Annotated in this window: 12 protein-coding genes; 4 read left to right on the top strand and 8 right to left on the bottom strand. The window is 66.5% G+C overall.

Annotated elements, in window-relative coordinates; genetic code table 11:
* Nucleotides 1–87: 87 nt before the first annotated feature.
* Together A5777_RS00640 and A5777_RS00635 are read right to left on the bottom strand one after the other, a co-directional pair.
* On the bottom strand, nt 88–1626 hold the full coding sequence (locus A5777_RS00640; RefSeq protein WP_231894897.1) for a PE-PPE domain-containing protein: 1539 nt from the start codon (nt 1624–1626) through the stop codon (nt 88–90).
* A gap of 85 nt (nt 1627–1711) precedes the next feature.
* Nucleotides 1712–3349 (bottom strand): molybdopterin-dependent oxidoreductase, encoded by a 1638-nt coding sequence (locus tag A5777_RS00635; protein ID WP_064861277.1) that lies wholly within the window; start codon nt 3347–3349, stop codon nt 1712–1714.
* 92 nt (nt 3350–3441) lie between these two features.
* On the opposite strand from A5777_RS00635, the gene A5777_RS00630 reads away from it, so the two are divergent.
* Nucleotides 3442–4908 (top strand): FAD-binding protein, encoded by a 1467-nt coding sequence (locus tag A5777_RS00630; protein ID WP_064861276.1) that lies wholly within the window; start codon nt 3442–3444, stop codon nt 4906–4908.
* 56 nt (nt 4909–4964) lie between these two features.
* Here A5777_RS00630 and A5777_RS00625 read toward each other — a convergent pair whose 3' ends face one another.
* From A5777_RS00625 to A5777_RS00615, 3 genes are read right to left on the bottom strand one after another with little or no spacing between them, the layout of a single operon-like run.
* On the bottom strand, nt 4965–7241 hold the full coding sequence (locus A5777_RS00625) for a heavy metal translocating P-type ATPase (RefSeq protein WP_064861275.1): 2277 nt from the start codon (nt 7239–7241) through the stop codon (nt 4965–4967).
* Nucleotide 7242: 1 nt separating this feature from the next.
* Nucleotides 7243–7446 carry a heavy-metal-associated domain-containing protein gene (locus A5777_RS00620; RefSeq protein WP_005203212.1) on the bottom strand — a complete coding sequence of 68 codons (204 nt, stop codon included), beginning with the start codon at nt 7444–7446 and terminating at the stop codon, nt 7243–7245.
* A 50-nt stretch (nt 7447–7496) separates the two neighbouring features.
* On the bottom strand, nt 7497–7832 hold the full coding sequence (locus tag A5777_RS00615) for a metal-sensitive transcriptional regulator (protein ID WP_064861278.1): 336 nt from the start codon (nt 7830–7832) through the stop codon (nt 7497–7499).
* A gap of 204 nt (nt 7833–8036) precedes the next feature.
* On the opposite strand from A5777_RS00615, the gene A5777_RS00610 reads away from it, so the two are divergent.
* Both A5777_RS00610 and A5777_RS00605 read left to right on the top strand, forming a co-directional pair.
* The gene (locus tag A5777_RS00610; RefSeq protein WP_005203215.1) at nt 8037–9155 is read left to right on the top strand and encodes an agmatine deiminase family protein; all 1119 of its coding nucleotides are present in this window, start codon (nt 8037–8039) and stop codon (nt 9153–9155) included.
* 61 nt (nt 9156–9216) lie between these two features.
* Complete coding sequence (locus A5777_RS00605; RefSeq protein ID WP_005203218.1) at nt 9217–9783, top strand: TetR/AcrR family transcriptional regulator; 567 nt, start codon at nt 9217–9219, stop codon at nt 9781–9783.
* A 16-nt stretch (nt 9784–9799) separates the two neighbouring features.
* On the opposite strand, the gene A5777_RS00600 is transcribed toward A5777_RS00605, so the two are convergent.
* The 3 genes from A5777_RS00600 to A5777_RS00590 form a co-directional block, all read right to left on the bottom strand.
* On the bottom strand, nt 9800–10678 hold the full coding sequence (locus A5777_RS00600) for a hypothetical protein (RefSeq protein WP_039854686.1): 879 nt from the start codon (nt 10676–10678) through the stop codon (nt 9800–9802).
* A gap of 132 nt (nt 10679–10810) precedes the next feature.
* A complete protein-coding gene (nadB, locus tag A5777_RS00595; RefSeq protein WP_005203222.1) occupies nt 10811–12511 on the bottom strand; it encodes an L-aspartate oxidase in 1701 nt (566 codons plus the stop codon).
* A 90-nt stretch (nt 12512–12601) separates the two neighbouring features.
* The gene (locus tag A5777_RS00590) at nt 12602–14698 is read right to left on the bottom strand and encodes a heavy metal translocating P-type ATPase (protein WP_082933489.1); all 2097 of its coding nucleotides are present in this window, start codon (nt 14696–14698) and stop codon (nt 12602–12604) included.
* Nucleotides 14699–14775: 77 nt separating this feature from the next.
* Between A5777_RS00590 and A5777_RS00585 the strand changes: the two genes are divergently transcribed.
* Nucleotides 14776–15983 (top strand): MFS transporter (locus A5777_RS00585; protein WP_231894896.1); only part of this gene is annotated, 1208 nt, incomplete at its 3' end.

The raw sequence follows: 15983 nt of genomic DNA, 5'->3' as shown, positions 1-15983 counted from the left end.
CCACCACCACCACCACCGCGCCGTCGACCTCAGCCGACCCAGCGGTTGATCAGGCCACCCGGACGCCCCGACCGCTCAGCAGCCGCGTCAAGTAAAAGTGAGCAATTCAACGGCGTGATCTGCGTCTGATGAGGTCATGCTATGTTCGTCGCACCGAATTTCGAGCGGTCGGGGCGTCCGGGTGGCCTGATCAACCGCTGGGTCGGCTGAGGTCGACGGCGCGGTGGTGGTGGTGGTGGTGGTGCTCGGGGTCAACTCTGTCGTCGTAGCCGGCCCTGTGGTCGTGGCCGGCCTTGTGGTCTTGTCTGTCGCGGCGGCTCTGTCGGCGAGGTAGTCGCCGAAGGTCTCGCCGGACTCGGTCGGGGTTGGCGTCGCGGTGGTCGTCGCGGTGGCTTTGCGGGCCGACGCGCTCACCGTCGACTCACTCGCGGTCGACGAGCTCGTGTTCTCGGGCGCGTGCCATGTCTTACCCTGCGCGGCGAGGGCGTCCGGGTCGGTGACCGGTACCTGCAGCCCGAGCGCGTCGTAGAGCGCAACCTGGATCTCGCGCAGCGTCGGCACCTTGACGCCTGCGACTGTCGACGCCTCGCCGGGTTCCGGTACGGGAACCAGGGCGTCGAGCACGTCGTCGAATTCTGGCGGCACGGGTATCCCCAAGCTGCGCAGGAAGATTCCATACGGATTGCCGCCGTCGAGGACCACGTAGGTGGTGTTGCCGACCTCCCTGGTCGAGACCACCTGATACTGATTCACCAGGTTGCCCTTTTGTCCGTGGATCGTGGCGCCGGGCAGGAAGTAGAAGGCCGACGTCAACGGATGCGCGAGTGGATTTCCCAAGCCGCACACCGAATCTCCACGCACGCAATAGGAGATGACCTGAATGTCGCCGGTGTCCGACTCATCGCGCGCGCCATTGGTGTACGCGCCGGGGATGAAGCTGGGGATGACGGTTTCGATGCCGCTGTTGGGGAAGCGCGAGTCGGCGCCGACCACCACGACGATGTTGGCGTCCGGGATCGCACCCGGATCGCCCGCCGCATACTTCTGGTGGAGTAGGTAGGCGATGTTCAACGCGACCGGACCGCTCTGCGAGTAGCCGTTGAGAACAATGGCGCCCGATTCGCCGCGGTCGGCCCATGCCTTTTCGGCGTCGGCCAACCCGTTGGCGGTGCCGATGTCGACCGAATGGTTGTACGTTCCGGTTCCGCTGAGGTCGAACTCCTTGCCGCCGACAACGATTCCAAAGGCCGCAGGGTACTGCACGACAACAATTTTCGGGTTGTACGAACCCCCACCATGCGGTGCGTCGTAGAACCCGACGTCGACGGTGCGACCGTACTGGTCGCCTCCCATCGGGGAGCCTGCGCCACCGATCGCCGTCGAACTGATCGACCTGAAATCGCTGGTGCCGGGAACGAGGATCACCGTCGAGTCTTCCCCGAGGTTCTCCGGGAGCCAGGTGGGTTTGTCCCGGATCGGCGTCGGCTCGTGCCAGGATGACGGGAACTGCACCGAGGGGAACTGCACGGGACTCGACGCGCTCGTCGACGTCGCGCTCGCGGTGCCGGGTGTCAGCAGCATGGCCGCAGCGCACACCGCGAGTCCAGAAGTGATGATTCTGTGCATGTGACCCCACCCTCCACGTGTGCTGCGTCGAAGGGTAGCCCCCGCCCGTCGTCTTCCGCGCGTGGCGCCCCCTGGCGCATCCTGCTCAGCCGACGGTGTAGTCGCGGGAATCGAGTCCTGTCGCGCCGTCGGGAACCGGATCGGCCTCGGTTTCGGTCTGCGCCTTGCCGTTTTTGTCGATGGCACGGCATTCGACGGTGTGCTTTCCGCTCGTCGCCTGCCAGGTGAACTTCCACTGGCGCCAGGTGTCGATGCTGTACTCGGTTGCCAGTTGCGCGTCCTGCCAGGGCCCGCGGTCGATACGAACCTGCACGGCGGAGATACCCGTGTGTTGCGCCCACGCCGTCCCGGCGATGATCACCTCGCCGGGGTTGACCGAACCGCCCGCGGGACGGTCGATGCGCGACGCGAGCTTGATCGGACCAAGCGCCGACCACCCGCGCGTCGTCCAGTACGCCTGGGCGTCGGAGAAGCGGGTGAGTTCCCAATCGGTCACCCACTTCGTCGCCGACACATACCCGTACAGGCCCGGAATCACTTGTCGTACAGGGAATCCATGTTCGATCGGCAGTGGCTCGCCGTTCATCGCGACGGCGAGCAGCGCGTCCCGCTTGTCGGTGATCGCCGACACCGGCGTCCCCGCGGTCCAGCCGTCTGAGCTCGTCGAGAGCAACATGTCGGCGCCCGGGCGCACGCCTGCCCGGTCGAGGAGGGTCTTCATCGGCACGCCGAGCCAGCGGGCATTGCCGATGAGATCGCCGCCGACCTCGTTGGATACGCACGTCAATGTCACGACGCGCTCGGTCATGGGCATGGCGAGCAGTTCGTCCCAGGTGAGGGTGAACTCCTCGTCGACCAGGCCGTGCACCCGCAGCGTCCAATCCGTGGTGGTCAGTTGAGGCACCTGCAGCGCGGTGTCGATGCGGTAAAACGACGCGTTGTCGGTGACGTACGACGTCGCGCCCTGCACACCGATCTCGGCGCCCGCGGGGATCGGCGGCGCCGGTGAGGCGGGCGCGGGCAGCTTGATGCCCGCACGGTCGGCGACGGTGCGCGCGGCGTCGGCAAGCAATTTGCGGCCGACGGCACCGACGGCGATGGCGGCGACCGCGATTCCCGCGGCCGTCAGGACGAAGCGCCGTGGGACCCCGGACTGCTGTTCGTCGTCCTGCTGTTCGTCGTCCTGCTGTTCGTCGTCCTGCTGTTCGTCGTCCTGCTGTTCGTCGTCGAGGGTGGATTGCGGGGCGCCGAGTTGTCGTAAGAGCAGTCGCAGCACCCCGATACCGACGACCCCGGCGAGCAGCGACGGAATGATGTAGGCGCCGCTCGAACCCGACCGGTTGAGTGCCGCGACCAGCCCGAGCACCGCGAACACTCCGATCACGACGCAGCCGAAGGGAGGTCGACGCCGCTCCAGCACGCCCGTTGCCGCTGCGAGGACGACGATGATCAGCGCCATCCCGGTAAACAGGGCGGTCTTGTCCGAGGTACCGAAGGTGCCGATCGCCCACTCACGGACCGCCTGCGGCGTGTGGTCGACGACCGTCGAACCGACGGCGAAGAACGGCGAACTGTTCTCCGAGATCGGAACCGCGCACAACTCGCCAACGGCGAGGCCCGCACCGACGGCGATCAGCCCGGCGACCGCTGCGGGGCCGTCATGAGTCGACGGTCGACGGTTGTCGTCGACGTCAGGTCTGGTGAGGGTTCGTCCCGAGGACACACTCCTTGATACCTCTCGAGCCTGAGGAGAGAGCAAACGCAGGACCATCAATCACTAGAACACGTTCTAGTTTGTGGTCTACGCTAATCCGCATGGCTGACGGCACACGGATTCCCGACACCCTCCCCCTCGGCGCGGTGACGCAGTTCAGCGACGAGGTCGACGTCGTGGTGATCGGACTGGGCATCGCGGGCGGATGCGCCGCGGTGGAGGCGGCGTCGAACGGGGCACGCGTTCTGGTCCTCGAACGTGCTGCGGCGGCAGGCGGAACGACGGCGCTCGCGGGCGGACACTTCTACCTCGGCGGCGGTACGGCGGTCCAGAAAGCCACCGGGCACGACGATTCCGCCGAGGAGATGGAGCGGTACATCACCGCGGTCTCCAGCGATCCGGAGCCGGACAAGATCCATGCGTACTGCGTCGACAGCGTCGAGCATTTCGATTGGCTCGAGGCTCTCGGCTTTCAGTTCGAGCGCAGCTATTACCCGGAGAAGGCCGTCGTCCAACCCGAGACGCAGGGCCTGATGTACACCGGCAACGAGAAGGTGTGGCCGTTCAACACCATGGCCGTTCCCGCCCCGCGTGGGCACAAGGTTCCGGTCCCCGGCGACACGGGTGGTGCCGCGATGATCGTCGAGTTGCTGGTGAAACGTCTCGCCGACCTCGGGGTGGAGGTGCGCTACGAAACCGGCGCGCGGCAACTCGTCGTCGACGACGGCGCTGTCGCGGGAGTCGCGTGGCACAGCCCCGGCAGCGGCGACGGGGTGATCAGGGCCAAGGGTGTGGTCATCGCCGCGGGAGGGTTCGTGATGAACTCCGACATGGTCGCCGAAAACGTACCGTGGCTCACCGAGAAGCCGTATGTCCTCGGCAATACCTACGACGACGGCCTCGGACTCCGCATGGGCGTCTCGGTGGGTGCCGAACTCAAGCACATGGATCAGGCGTTCTGCACCGCACCTGTGTATCCACCCGCCATTCTGCTGACCGGGATCGCGGTGAACAAGAACGGCGATCGTTTTGTCGCGGAGGACTCCTACCACTCGCGGACGTCGAGTTTCGTTCTCGAACAACCGGATTCGACGGCGTACCTGATCGTCGACGAAGCGCACATGAAGCGGCCCCGCATGCCGCTGGTGCCGTTTGTCGACGGCTACGAGACGATCGCGGAAGCCGAACAGGCGCTTGGTATTCCGACCGGCAAGCTTCAAGCGAGCCTCGATCGGTACAACGAGAACGCCGCACGCGGCGAGGACCCGGACTTCCACAAGACACCGGAATACCTTGCGCCGCAGGACAAGGGGCCCTGGGCGGTCTTCGACATGAGTCTGGGCAAGGCGATGTACGCGGGGTTCACGCTCGGCGGCTTGGCAACCTCGGTCGACGGCGAGGTGCTCGACGCCGCCGGAGCCGCGATCCCCGGCCTCTACGCGGCGGGCGCGTGCGCCGCGAACATCGCGCAGGACAGCAAGGGCTATGCCAGCGGAACACAACTGGGCGAGGGTTCGTACTTCGGACGCCGCGCCGGCCGCCACGCCGCCACGCTGCCCCACCGCTGATCGAGCACCACCGCTGATCGAGCTTGTCGAGATCCGCCGGGTCGAGCTTGTCGAGATCACCGACGCGGCGTAAACCTCCGCAGGCGCAGGCTGTTGAGCACGACGAACACCGACGAGAACGCCATCGCGGCGCCCGCGATCATCGGATTGAGCAGCGCCGCAGCGGCGAGCGGAATCGCGGCGACGTTGTAGCCGAACGCCCAGAAGAGGTTCTGCTTGATCGTCCGTAATGTCGCGCGCGACAACGCGATCGCGTCGAGCACCTTGTTCACGTCACCGTCGACGACGGTCACGTCGCTGGCGGCGATCGCGACATCGGTGCCGGTACCCATCGCGATGCCGAGGTCGGCCTGCGCGAGCGCTGGTGCGTCGTTGATGCCGTCGCCGACCATCGCCACGGTCGCGCCCGACTGCTGTAGGCGTACGACCTCCGCAACCTTGTCCTCGGGCCGCACATCGGAGATCACGGTGTCGATACCGACGATGTCTGCGACGTGCCGGGCGGCGCCCGCGTTGTCCCCGGTCAGCAGAACCGGCCGCAACCCCGCCCTCTTCATACGCGAAATCGCCTCTGCGGCACCTGGTTTTACCGTGTCCGATACCACGATGACACCGAGAGGCGTACCGTCGCGCAGCACGACGACGGGAGTGGCTCCAGCAGCCTGCGCCTCGTCGATGGCACTGCGAAGCCCTTCGTCGAGTTCGACGTCGAGATGCGCAGGCCCGCTGACGGCGACGCTGCTCGTCCCGACCTTCCCCGACACCCCGACGCCGTGTGCGGCGTCGAACTCGTCTGCCTCAGGAACCGGAAGATCTTGTGCAGCAACGACGATCGCGCGGCCGATGGGATGCTCAGATCCCTTCTCCACCGCTGCGGCGAGAGTGGCGACCTCGTCTGCCGTGACGCCTGCCGCGGGGTGCACGCCGTCGACGCGCATCTCGCCCGTCGTCACGGTGCCGGTCTTGTCCAGCACGACGGTGTCGACGCGTCTGGTCTTCTCGAGCACCTCGGGGCCCGACAACAGGATTCCCAGTTGCGCACCACGTCCGGTGCCGACCATCAACGCGGTCGGTGTCGCGAGTCCGAGCGCACAGGGGCACGCGATGATCAGGACCGAAACCGCCGCGGTGAACGCTGTCAGCACCGAACCGTCGACCCACCAGAAGATCAGTGCGCCAAGGGCAATGAGCATGACGGCGGGAACAAAGACGCCGGAGATCCGGTCGGCGAGTCGCTGGACCTGGGCCTTACCCGCCTGCGCTGCCTCGACCATCCGGGCCATCTGCGCCAGCGCGGTATCGGAACCGACGTGGGTCGCACGAACCACGAGCCGACCGCTCGTGTTGATCGTCGCACCGACGACGTCGTCGTCGACGGTCACCTCGACGGGCACGGATTCGCCTGTGAGCATGGACATGTCGACAGCGGAGACACCTTCGACGACAACTCCGTCGGTAGCGATCTTCTCGCCCGGACGGACGACGAACTCGTCTCCGACGGCGAGGTCTCCGATCGGGACCCACACCTCACTGCCCGCACGTCGGATCACGACGTCCTTCGCACCGAGATCCATCAGCGCCCGAAGCGCATCGCCCGCACGGATTTTGGCACGCTTCTCCGCGTAGCGCCCCGCGAGGATGAAAGTCGTGACGCCTGCCGCGGCCTCCAGATAGATGAACGACGCTCCCGCTCCGCGCTCGGGGAGAAGCTCGAATCCGTGTGTCATGCCCGGCATTCCGGCCATGCCGAAGAACAGGGCGTACAGCGACCAGCCGAATGCGGCGAGAGTGCCCATCGACACCAGCGTGTCCATGGTCGCAGTGCCGTGCCGCAGGTTGCGCCACGCGGCGAGGTGGAACGGATAGCCGCCCCAGACGATCACGGGCGCAGCAAGAGTCAGCGACAGCCACTGCCAGTTGGTGAACTGCCATGCGGGCACCATTGCGAGAACGATGACCGGTATCGACAACAACGCCGAGATGATGAGTCGTTGACGCAGACCCCGCAGCTCGACGGCAGCGGGACTCGAATCGATCGCAGAAACCCCGGACCCCTCGATCAATCCTGAATCAGACGACCCGCCAACAGCTTTCGGACGCACCGGCGTAGCAGTGTATCCGGCATCCTTGACCGCGGCGACGAGGGTGTCGACGTCGGCTGTGCCGTCGACTTTTGCCCTCTCGGTCGCGAAGTTCACCGTGGCGTGGACGCCGTCGAGTTTGTTGAGCTTACGCTCGATACGATTCGCACACGACGCACACGTCATGCCGGTGATGTCGAGGTCGACGACAGTGGCCGGCCCCTCACCGTGCGTCGTGTACGTCGTGGACATGTCAGACCAGCTCGTATCCGGCTTCGGACACGGCGTCGGAGACCTCGTCGCGCGCGAGTTCGCGATCGCTGGAGATCTCGACGACGCCCGTCTCCAACGTCACGTCGACGTTGTTCACGCCGGGGATCTCGCCGATCTCCTCGCGAACCGATGCGACGCAGTGGCCGCAGGTCATGCCGGTGACGGTGTAGGTGCTCGTAGTCATTGTGTTCGGTTACCTTTCGTGGTGGTTGATCGTCGCGGTGGTCGGCCGCATCAGGACTTGACGAGCCGGGCGATCGCGGCCATTGCCTCGTCGACCTTCGCGCGACCCGCGTCGTCACTCTCCTGCGCGGCGTGCACCACGCAGTGGTTCATATGGTCTTCGAGCAGGCCGAGTCCGACTGCCTGCAGCGCCTTGGTCATCGCCGACAACTGGGTGAGGATGTCGATGCAGTACTCCTCGTCGTCGACCATGCGCTGAAGCCCACGCGCCTGTCCCTCGATGCGTCGAAGACGCTTGAGGTAGTCGTCTTTGCGCGTGATGTATCCGTGCGCGTTGTGCTCGGCGTCTGTGTTGGCCCCGGCGTCCGGTGTCGCGTCTACGGTCATGGTCACTCTCCTCGTATACCCCTTACCGGTATACCAGGAATCGTCATGAAACGGTACCCCCCTAGGGTATATCGCGATCGGCCGCATGAGCGTCGGATCGCCATGCTCGCCGCGCCTCCATTCTTGACTGAATATTCAGTCAGGATCTACGCTGCCTAGAGGTCACCCGCGGGACCGAGTGCCAGGACGAGAGGAACCCCAGAAATGCGACGCCGTGCTTTTCTGCAGCTGTCAGCCACCGCGATCGGTGCTGCCGTGCTCGCGGCGTGCAGTGACGGCGACACCGCCGCGACGTCATCGGGCGAACGGCGGTCGGACGAGCGGCGATGGGTGATGCCAGACGAAGGTCAACGGCACACGCGAACGTGGATGGCCTTCGCCGCCGGCGAGGCGATCTGGGGCGCGCGGCTGGTGCCGGAGGTGCAACGTAACCTCGCGATGATCGCTACCACCATCTCCCGGTTCGAACCTGTGTCGATGTTGGTGTCGCCCGACGAGATGGGCGTGGCTCGAGAGTTGATCGGCGGAGCGAACGTCGAGTTGGTGGCGTGTCCCCTGGATGATCTCTGGATTCGTGACACCGGCCCGGTGTTCGTGAAAACGGATACCACCGCGGGTGGCGTGGATTTCAACTTCAATGGCTGGGGCGGAAAGCAAGACCACGGCCGCGACAGCAAGGTCGCAGATTTCGTCGCCCGACGCGGTGGCGCGGAGACGGTGCACACCGATCTCGTGCTGGAGGGCGGGGCGCTCGAAGTCGATGGTGAGGGCACCGCGATCATCACCGAGAGCTGCGTGTTGAACAACAACCGCAACCCCGGGTGGTCGAAGGCAGATGTCGAAGGCGAGCTCGATCGCCTACTCGGCGTGACGAAGGTGATCTGGTTGCCTGGGGTACGTGGCAAGGACATCACCGACGGGCACACCGACTTCTACGCCCGTTTCGCCAGTCCCGGAACGGTGGTCGCAGGACTGGAGACCGATCCCGAGTCATTCGACTATGACGTCACGCACCGCCATCTCGACATCCTGCATGCGGCGACGGACGCGCGCGGCCGACCACTGACGGTCGAACAACTCGAGAGCCCATCGAGTGTGCGTGAGCAGTTCGCCAGCGACGACTTCGCGGCCGGGTACATCAACTTCTACGTCTGCAACGGTGCGGTGATCGGTCCGCAGTTCGGGGCCTCCGACACCGATGCCGCCGCGAAGGACACGCTGCAACAGCTGTTCCCCGACCGTGAAGTGGTGCAGGTCAACATCGACGGCATTGCTGCCGGAGGCGGCGGAATCCACTGCGCCACTCAACAGCAGCCGGCCTGAACATCGGCGCCCACCAATCCTGCACCCGCACTCTGAGCGTGGGTCGATCTTCGGAGAAGAGATGTCTGACCGTCGAACCAGCATCCTGGAGGCAGCGGTGCGCGTCATCGCCGAACACGGCGTGCGCGGGCTGCGCGTAGCGCAGTTGAGCGCCGAAGCCGGGGTGTCGACCGCGCTGATCTATTACCACTTCACCGACCGCGACGGCATCCTGCGGGCTGCACTCGAATACATCAACGAGCGCGCTCAGGACTACACGACACCTAGCGCCGACTCCCACCCCCGGACACAGCTGGAGTCAATGCTGCTCGACGAACTGCAAGACACCGACGAGGTGCGCACCGCGAGCGTTGCCTGGGGCGAGCTACGAGCGAGCGCGGCGTTCACTCCCGCCCTCCAAGAACCTCTCCGGGCGAGCACCGCCGCCTGGGACCGAGACGTCGAAGACCTCATCACCCGAATCCCGGACGCCATCACCACTGACCCCGCCGCGACCGCTGCCCGGCTGACCGCATTGGTCGAAGGACTCAGCGAACGATGGCACAGCGGCTCCATCGAGCTGGCCCGCGCCCGTGACCTACTCCGAGGTGCCATCGAGCACGAAGTCGGACCCCGACAACCCGCGTGACGACAAACTGCCTGACTCAGAAACGCGCGCGCTGCAGTGCGTCGGCGAGCTTTGCCAATGCCGCGGCAACCTCACGCAGCGCGTCACTCACCGGATCGGGCTGAGCGCCGGATGCCGGACGACCACCCTGCAACGGGTCGACGTGTTGCTGCGGCGGTGACGGGGGCTGGGGTGATGCTGGCTGGGGTGATGGTGACTGGGGTGATGGTGGCTGCTCGACGGACCGCTGACCGGTCACGTCGAGAGCCTGGTGCCTGTTGGCTTGGAAGGCGGGCGTCGGCGGCGGTTCGGCGTTGGTCGATCGCCGCCCACCGCGATAGGCGTGTGCCGCAGCCGACTGCGTTGACCCAGAATGCGTTGACCCCGAATGCGACGACACCGACTGCTGCGCGGGTGGGGCCTCGCGGAGCGACGACCCGCGCGGATCGTCGAGCCGATGCGACCCGGCGTTACCCGCAGCGATCGGGAGATCGCCCGTCGACGGGCCACTGCGCTGTGGCTGGTCGGGGGTCCCGACGGGTTGCGGCGCAACCCCACCGGGCGCGCGTCGGACACCGCCGTTGCCAGGCACAGGGCTCGGCGCGTGCCCGTTAGACCGCGCATAGAAGTGCGGGCCGCCGTGTCCGTTGAAGAAGACGCAACGCGCTCCCTCGGGCGACGGCACCGGGCACGGATTGCGCTCGATGAGCGATTGCGCGCGGTCGTCGAAGTCATTCCATTCGAGCCAGAGCCGTCTGTCGCTCCGCGGTCGAGTACTCGCATCGGTGGCGTGATTACCCGCGTGTCCGGCTGCCAGTCGACACTGCAGCAGCCATTCCGACGACCCGCTCAAACCGAGCGCGCGACGTTCCTCCGCGGAGCACACAACCGTTGACCAGCAACCCTGGCCGTCCATACGGTCCTCCCATCGGCCCGAATACGCGCAGCTTGCGTGTGGCGACGACGCTACTCGCGATCGCACGGCACGTCACAGTCGGATCAACTGTGGTCACGGCATGCGGTGCGTCAATCGACCCACTCCCCGGCGTCAGTCTACGGAAGTGAGTGCTGGCACTTCTACCCCGACGGCGCAGACATCGCCGTCGATCAGTCGGAAGCGTGGCGAACTCTGTTCACCGGTCCCGTGAAGATCCGTAGCCGGGCATTGTTCGTCGGTGCGCACATGGCATCCGCGTGAGCTGGTCCGCGCCAGCGCGGCTGTCACGACGGCCCGCGCGGCCAATGTCAGCGCGGCATCTTCGACGTCGCGCTGCGTTGCGACGACCCGCGGACTCGCGTCGTCGAGCAGCGCCGCGACGCGCCCGAGTCCCTCCGCGTTCCGTCGCAATCCGACGAAGCGCGACATCGCATTTTGCAGCGCCTCTCGGTCCACTACGTGCTCGACACCCGCATCGACATCACCAAAAGACGTGGTGTCGACAGCACCATCAGCCCTGGCCAGCGCTGCGACGTCGGCCGCGCGCACGCCCACCACCAGCCCCTCGAGCAGCGAGTTGGATGCCAGCCGGTTGGCGCCATGCAGTCCCGTTCGGGCGACCTCTCCTGCGGCAAGTAGCCCCGCGACGCTGGTGCGCCCGTGTGCGTCGGTGACGACGCCACCGCACTGATAGTGGGCGCCCGGCACCACCGGGATGCGCCCGTCCGCGGGGTCGAGGCCCGCTGCGCGCAGTCCGGCGTTGACTGTCGGGAATCGTGTGACAAAGTCGTCGATCGCCGAGATGTCGAGGTACACGCACGGATGTCCGGTGCGTTCCATCGCAGCCGTCACGGCGTTGGCGACGACATCGCGCGGTGCGAGATCGCCGAGCGGATGGACGCCCTCGGTCACCGACTTTCCGTCGACGTCGACGAGGCGTCCGCCCTCACCGCGGATGGCCTCCGTGACCAGCGTGCGCCGACCTCGCGCTCCCGGCGTGTAGAGCATCGTCGGATGGAACTGCACGAACTCGAGGTCGGCAACGTCGGCGCCCGCGCGAAGTGCGAGCGCCAGGCCGTCTGCAGTGGCACCCGCCGGGTTGGTGGTCGCGGCGAAGAGGTGTCCGCTGCCACCCGTCGCGAGCAGCACCGTCGGGGCGTGCACCACTCCCGGTCCATCCGCGCCGAGGTACGCGACGCCGACGGCCCGCTCGTTCGTGGTGAGTACGTGGGTGACGGTGCAGTCGTCGAGGACCCGCACGTCGCCGCGTCGAATCACGGTGGCGACGGCCGCCGAGAGTGCCTGCTGGATTTGCGCGCCCGTGGCGTCGCCGCCGGCGTGGATGATCCGACGCACACTGTGTCCGCCCTCGCGCGTGCGGGTGAGCCGACCCGAAGCATCACGATCGAACTGCGCACCCCATCCGAGCAGGCGCGACACCGCAGACCATCCGTCCGCGAGGATCTCGCGCGAGATCTCGGGATCGCCGAGCCCCGCACCGGCGACCAGCGTGTCGTGCAGGTGCAAGTCGACGCTGTCGTCGGCGCTGTCGGGCGCGACCACCGCGACGCCGCCCTGGGCGTAGTACGTCGAGGTGCTGTGCTCGACCGGCGCTCCATGTTGAGCTGGCCCGGCATGCTCGACCGGCCCGGCATGTGCACGCGATTCAGGGCTGTAAGCAGCACCTTTGTTGCAGATCACCACGCGCAGCCCGAGCTCCGCTGCGCGCAGTGCGGCGGTCAGCCCCGCGACCCCCGCCCCGACCACGACGAGATCGGCCACGAGATCGGCACGTGTGAGATCGAGCGCCATGTGCGTGCTCCTTCGCCGAACGGTGTTTCGACCGCTGAGTGTTTTCAACCCGAGCGTTTTCGACCCACAGTCGAAAACCCTCCCCGAAGACTACGCCGACATTCGCGGTTCGTGTAGATCGGCTCGACGTAGGAGTTGGGCATTGAGGGCGACGATGATCGTCGACAACGACATCAGCAACGCTCCGACCGCCATCGGGAGCACGAACCCGATCGGCGCAAGGATGCCGGCTGCGAGCGGCACCGAGATGATGTTGTACCCGGCGGCCCACCAGAGGTTCTGCTTCATCTTGCGGTACGCCTTGCGTGAGAGTTCGATCGCCGACACGACGGTCCGCGGGTCGTCACCGGCGAGCACGACGCCCGCCGACCCGATCGCCACGTCGGTGCCCGCGCCGATCGCGATACCGACATCGGCGCGCGCGAGGGCAGGCGCGTCGTTGACTCCGTCGCCGACGAAGGCAACGGTGTGGCCCTGCTTCTGCAGGTCGGAGACGATCTGCTCCTTGTCTTCCGGCCGTACCTGCGCGTGCACCTCCGTGATGCCCACCGCCTTGGCCACCCGGTCGGCGACGTCCCGGGCATCACCGGTAATCATCACCGATTCGATGCCGCGGTCGCGGAGCTCGGCGACGGCCTGGGCCGATTCGGGACGCGGTTCGTCGGCGAGTGCGATCACTCCGACGACCTCGTCGTCGATCATGATGTACAGCACCGTGTTTCCGCGAAGATTCTGCGCTGCTGCAGCGAGATCATCTGGGACAGAGACATTTTCGACGAGCCTCGGACCGCCGACGGAGACCTGCCGACCGTCGACGACAGCGCGCACACCCGTTGCGGCGTGCGTAGTGAAATCCTTCGACGACGCTGTGCGCACACCCTCGTCCTGCGCGGCGCGCACGATGGCGCGGGCGAGCGGATGCTCGCTCTGCGTCTCGGCCGACGCCGCCAGACCGAGAAGCTCGTCCTTTGAATACCCTTCGCGCGCAACGATATCGGTCATCCCGGGCCGTCCACGGGTGAGCGTTCCGGTCTTGTCGAAGCACACCACGTCGATTTGCCGAAGGGTTTCGAGCGCGATCCGATTGGTGACGAGCACACCCATGCGGGCCGCCCGTTCGGTCGCGATCGAGACCACCAGTGGTATCGCAAGTCCGAGTGCGTGCGGGCACGCGATGACCAGTACCGTGATCGTGCGGATGACTGCGTCCTCGGGTTGTCCGATCGCCGTCCAGATGATGGCGGTAAGCGCCGCAGCGCCGAGTGCGAACCAAAAGAGCCAGCCCGCAGCACGATCGGCGAGTCGTTGAGCGCGCGACGTCGAATTCTGCGCTTGCGCAACGAGACGCTGGATGCCAGCGAGCGTCGTGTCGTCGCCGACAGCTCTGACCCGCACCGTGATCGCGGAGTCGGCGGTGACCGTTCCCGCGACGACCTTGTCGCCGACCTTCCGGGTGACGAGATCAGACTCTCCGGTGATCATCGATTCGTCGAGTTCTGCTGTGCCGTCGATGATTACACCGTCCGCGGGCACTCGACCCCCGGGACGCACGATCACCACATCGCCCTGGACCAGGTCGGCCGGGGCGACGGTCTCGGTCTGCCCATCATCAGGGTCGCCGACGACGCGCTCGGCCTCATCAGGCATCAGAGATGCGAGGGAATCGAGCGCAGACGTGGTCTGCGCGATCGAGCGCATCTCGATCCAGTGCCCGAGCAGCATGATGACGATGAGAAGTGCCAGCTCCCACCAGAAGTCGAGATCATGAGGGAGCAGGTGAAGCGACGCGCCCCACGACGCCACGAAGGCGACCGTGATCGCCAGCGCGATGAGAGTCATCATTCCGGGTGTGCGCGAACGCAGTTCGCTCACGGCACCCGTCAGGAACGGTCGTCCGCCCCAGAAGTACATGACCGTGCCGAGCACCGGCGAGATCAGGCGCACCGCGTTGTCGGGGACGGTGTATCCGACGATCGACCCGAACATCGGCGAGGCCACGACCACCGGAATCGCGATCACGCACATGATCCAGAACAACCGCCGGAACATCGCGACGTGGTCCATATGACCGTGCGCCCCGTGGTCCATGTCCCCGTGACTCATCTGCCCGTGGCCCATGTCCCCGTGGCCCGTGTGCTCGTCGCGACTCGGTGCTGCGCCCTCAGTCGTGTGCCGGTGCGGTTCCATGATCTCTTTATACCCCCATAGGGTATGAGGCGCCACCCATGTGTGCGCAGATGCGCACATATGGCTACCATCGTGCTGTGCGGGCATTCACCTATCCGACGTTCCGTCGGCTCTACGGCGCGCAGGTCGTGTCGCTGCTGGGCACCGGGCTGCTCACTGTGGCATTGGGTCTGCTCGCCTACGATCTCGCGGGTCCCGACGCCGGACGTGTCCTGGGCACCGCGCTCGCCGTGAAGATGGTCGCGTACGTCGTCATGGCCCCGGTGATGCGCGCGCTCGTCGCTGCACTACCTGCCTCACGGGTGCTCGTCGGCGCCGACCTCGTACGTCTCGGCATGGCCTGCTGCCTGCCATGGGTCGGTCACAACTGGCAGATCTATCTGCTGGTGTTCGCCTTGCAGACCGCGTCGGCAACCTTCACGCCGACCTTCTCGGCGACCATCGCGCGTGTGGTCGACGACGGCGACGACTACTCGGCGGCCGTCGCGGCATCTCGGATCGCCTACGACCTCGAATCCGTCGGCAGCCCACTGATCGCGGCGGCACTGCTGACCGTCGTGTCGTACTCGACGCTGTTCGTCGGCACCGCGCTCGGCTTTGCCGCGTCGGCTGCCCTCGTCATCTCGTGCCGCAGGGGCATCAACGGCCGCAGCATCAACGAAACGCACGCCCCCACCGCCGCCGAGAGCTTCGGCCGCCGAGCCCTTGCGGGTTGTCGAATCATGCTGGCGCGCAGAGCATTTTGCGGCGTGTTGTGGGTCAACGTCGTCGTCGCCGCGGCCACCGCACTGGTCATGGTCTGCACCGTGGTCTTCGTTCGAGCCGACCTCAGAGGTTCCGCGACAGCGGTTGCAGTGGCTCTGGCAGTGTTCGGCGCGGGGTCGATCGCCGCCGCGATACTCGGGCCACTGATCTTCCGACGCGCCGGAACTTCACGGCCGATGCTGGCCTGTGCCCTCGCCTGCGTGATCGGCGTTGCGGCGATGGCGGCGTGGCTGGGCGCGCCGTCGTACATCTCTTTGCTGGCGCTCTGGGCTGTGCTCGGTGCCGCGACGTCGATCATCTCGACCGGCACCGCCCGTCTGCTGCGCGATCACAGCACCGACGCCGACCGCGACGACGTGTTCACCGCGCAGTTCTCACTCTCACACGCCGCGTTTCTGGTGACCTATCCCCTCGCGGGCCTCGGCGCGTCGATCACCGGGCAAGCGGCGTGTGCGCTCGTGCTGTCGGCGCTCGCGCTACTCGGACTCGTCGGCGCTGCGTACAGCTGGCGGCCGGCTAC

It is taken from the genome of Gordonia sp. 852002-10350_SCH5691597, assembly GCF_001665715.1.
Lineage (GTDB): Bacteria > Actinomycetota > Actinomycetes > Mycobacteriales > Mycobacteriaceae > Gordonia > Gordonia sputi.
This window is presented reverse-complemented; position numbering and strand designations above follow the sequence as displayed.

Bases quoted from the DNA above. Each gene is read 5' to 3' on its own strand.
- A5777_RS00640 (WP_231894897.1), bottom strand. From the start codon at position 1,626: ATGCACAGAATCATCACTTCTGGACTCGCGGTGTGCGCTGCGGCCATG.
- A5777_RS00630 (WP_064861276.1), top strand. From the start codon at position 3,442: ATGGCTGACGGCACACGGATTCCCGACACCCTCCCCCTCGGCGCGGTG.
- A5777_RS00625 (WP_064861275.1), bottom strand. From the start codon at position 7,241: ATGTCCACGACGTACACGACGCACGGTGAGGGGCCGGCCACTGTCGTC.
- A5777_RS00620 (WP_005203212.1), bottom strand. From the start codon at position 7,446: ATGACTACGAGCACCTACACCGTCACCGGCATGACCTGCGGCCACTGC.
- A5777_RS00615 (WP_064861278.1), bottom strand. From the start codon at position 7,832: ATGACCGTAGACGCGACACCGGACGCCGGGGCCAACACAGACGCCGAG.
- A5777_RS00610 (WP_005203215.1), top strand. From the start codon at position 8,037: ATGCGACGCCGTGCTTTTCTGCAGCTGTCAGCCACCGCGATCGGTGCT.
- A5777_RS00605 (WP_005203218.1), top strand. From the start codon at position 9,217: ATGTCTGACCGTCGAACCAGCATCCTGGAGGCAGCGGTGCGCGTCATC.
- A5777_RS00600 (WP_039854686.1), bottom strand. From the start codon at position 10,678: ATGGACGGCCAGGGTTGCTGGTCAACGGTTGTGTGCTCCGCGGAGGAA.
- nadB (WP_005203222.1), bottom strand. From the start codon at position 12,511: ATGGCGCTCGATCTCACACGTGCCGATCTCGTGGCCGATCTCGTCGTG.
- A5777_RS00590 (WP_082933489.1), bottom strand. From the start codon at position 14,698: ATGGAACCGCACCGGCACACGACTGAGGGCGCAGCACCGAGTCGCGAC.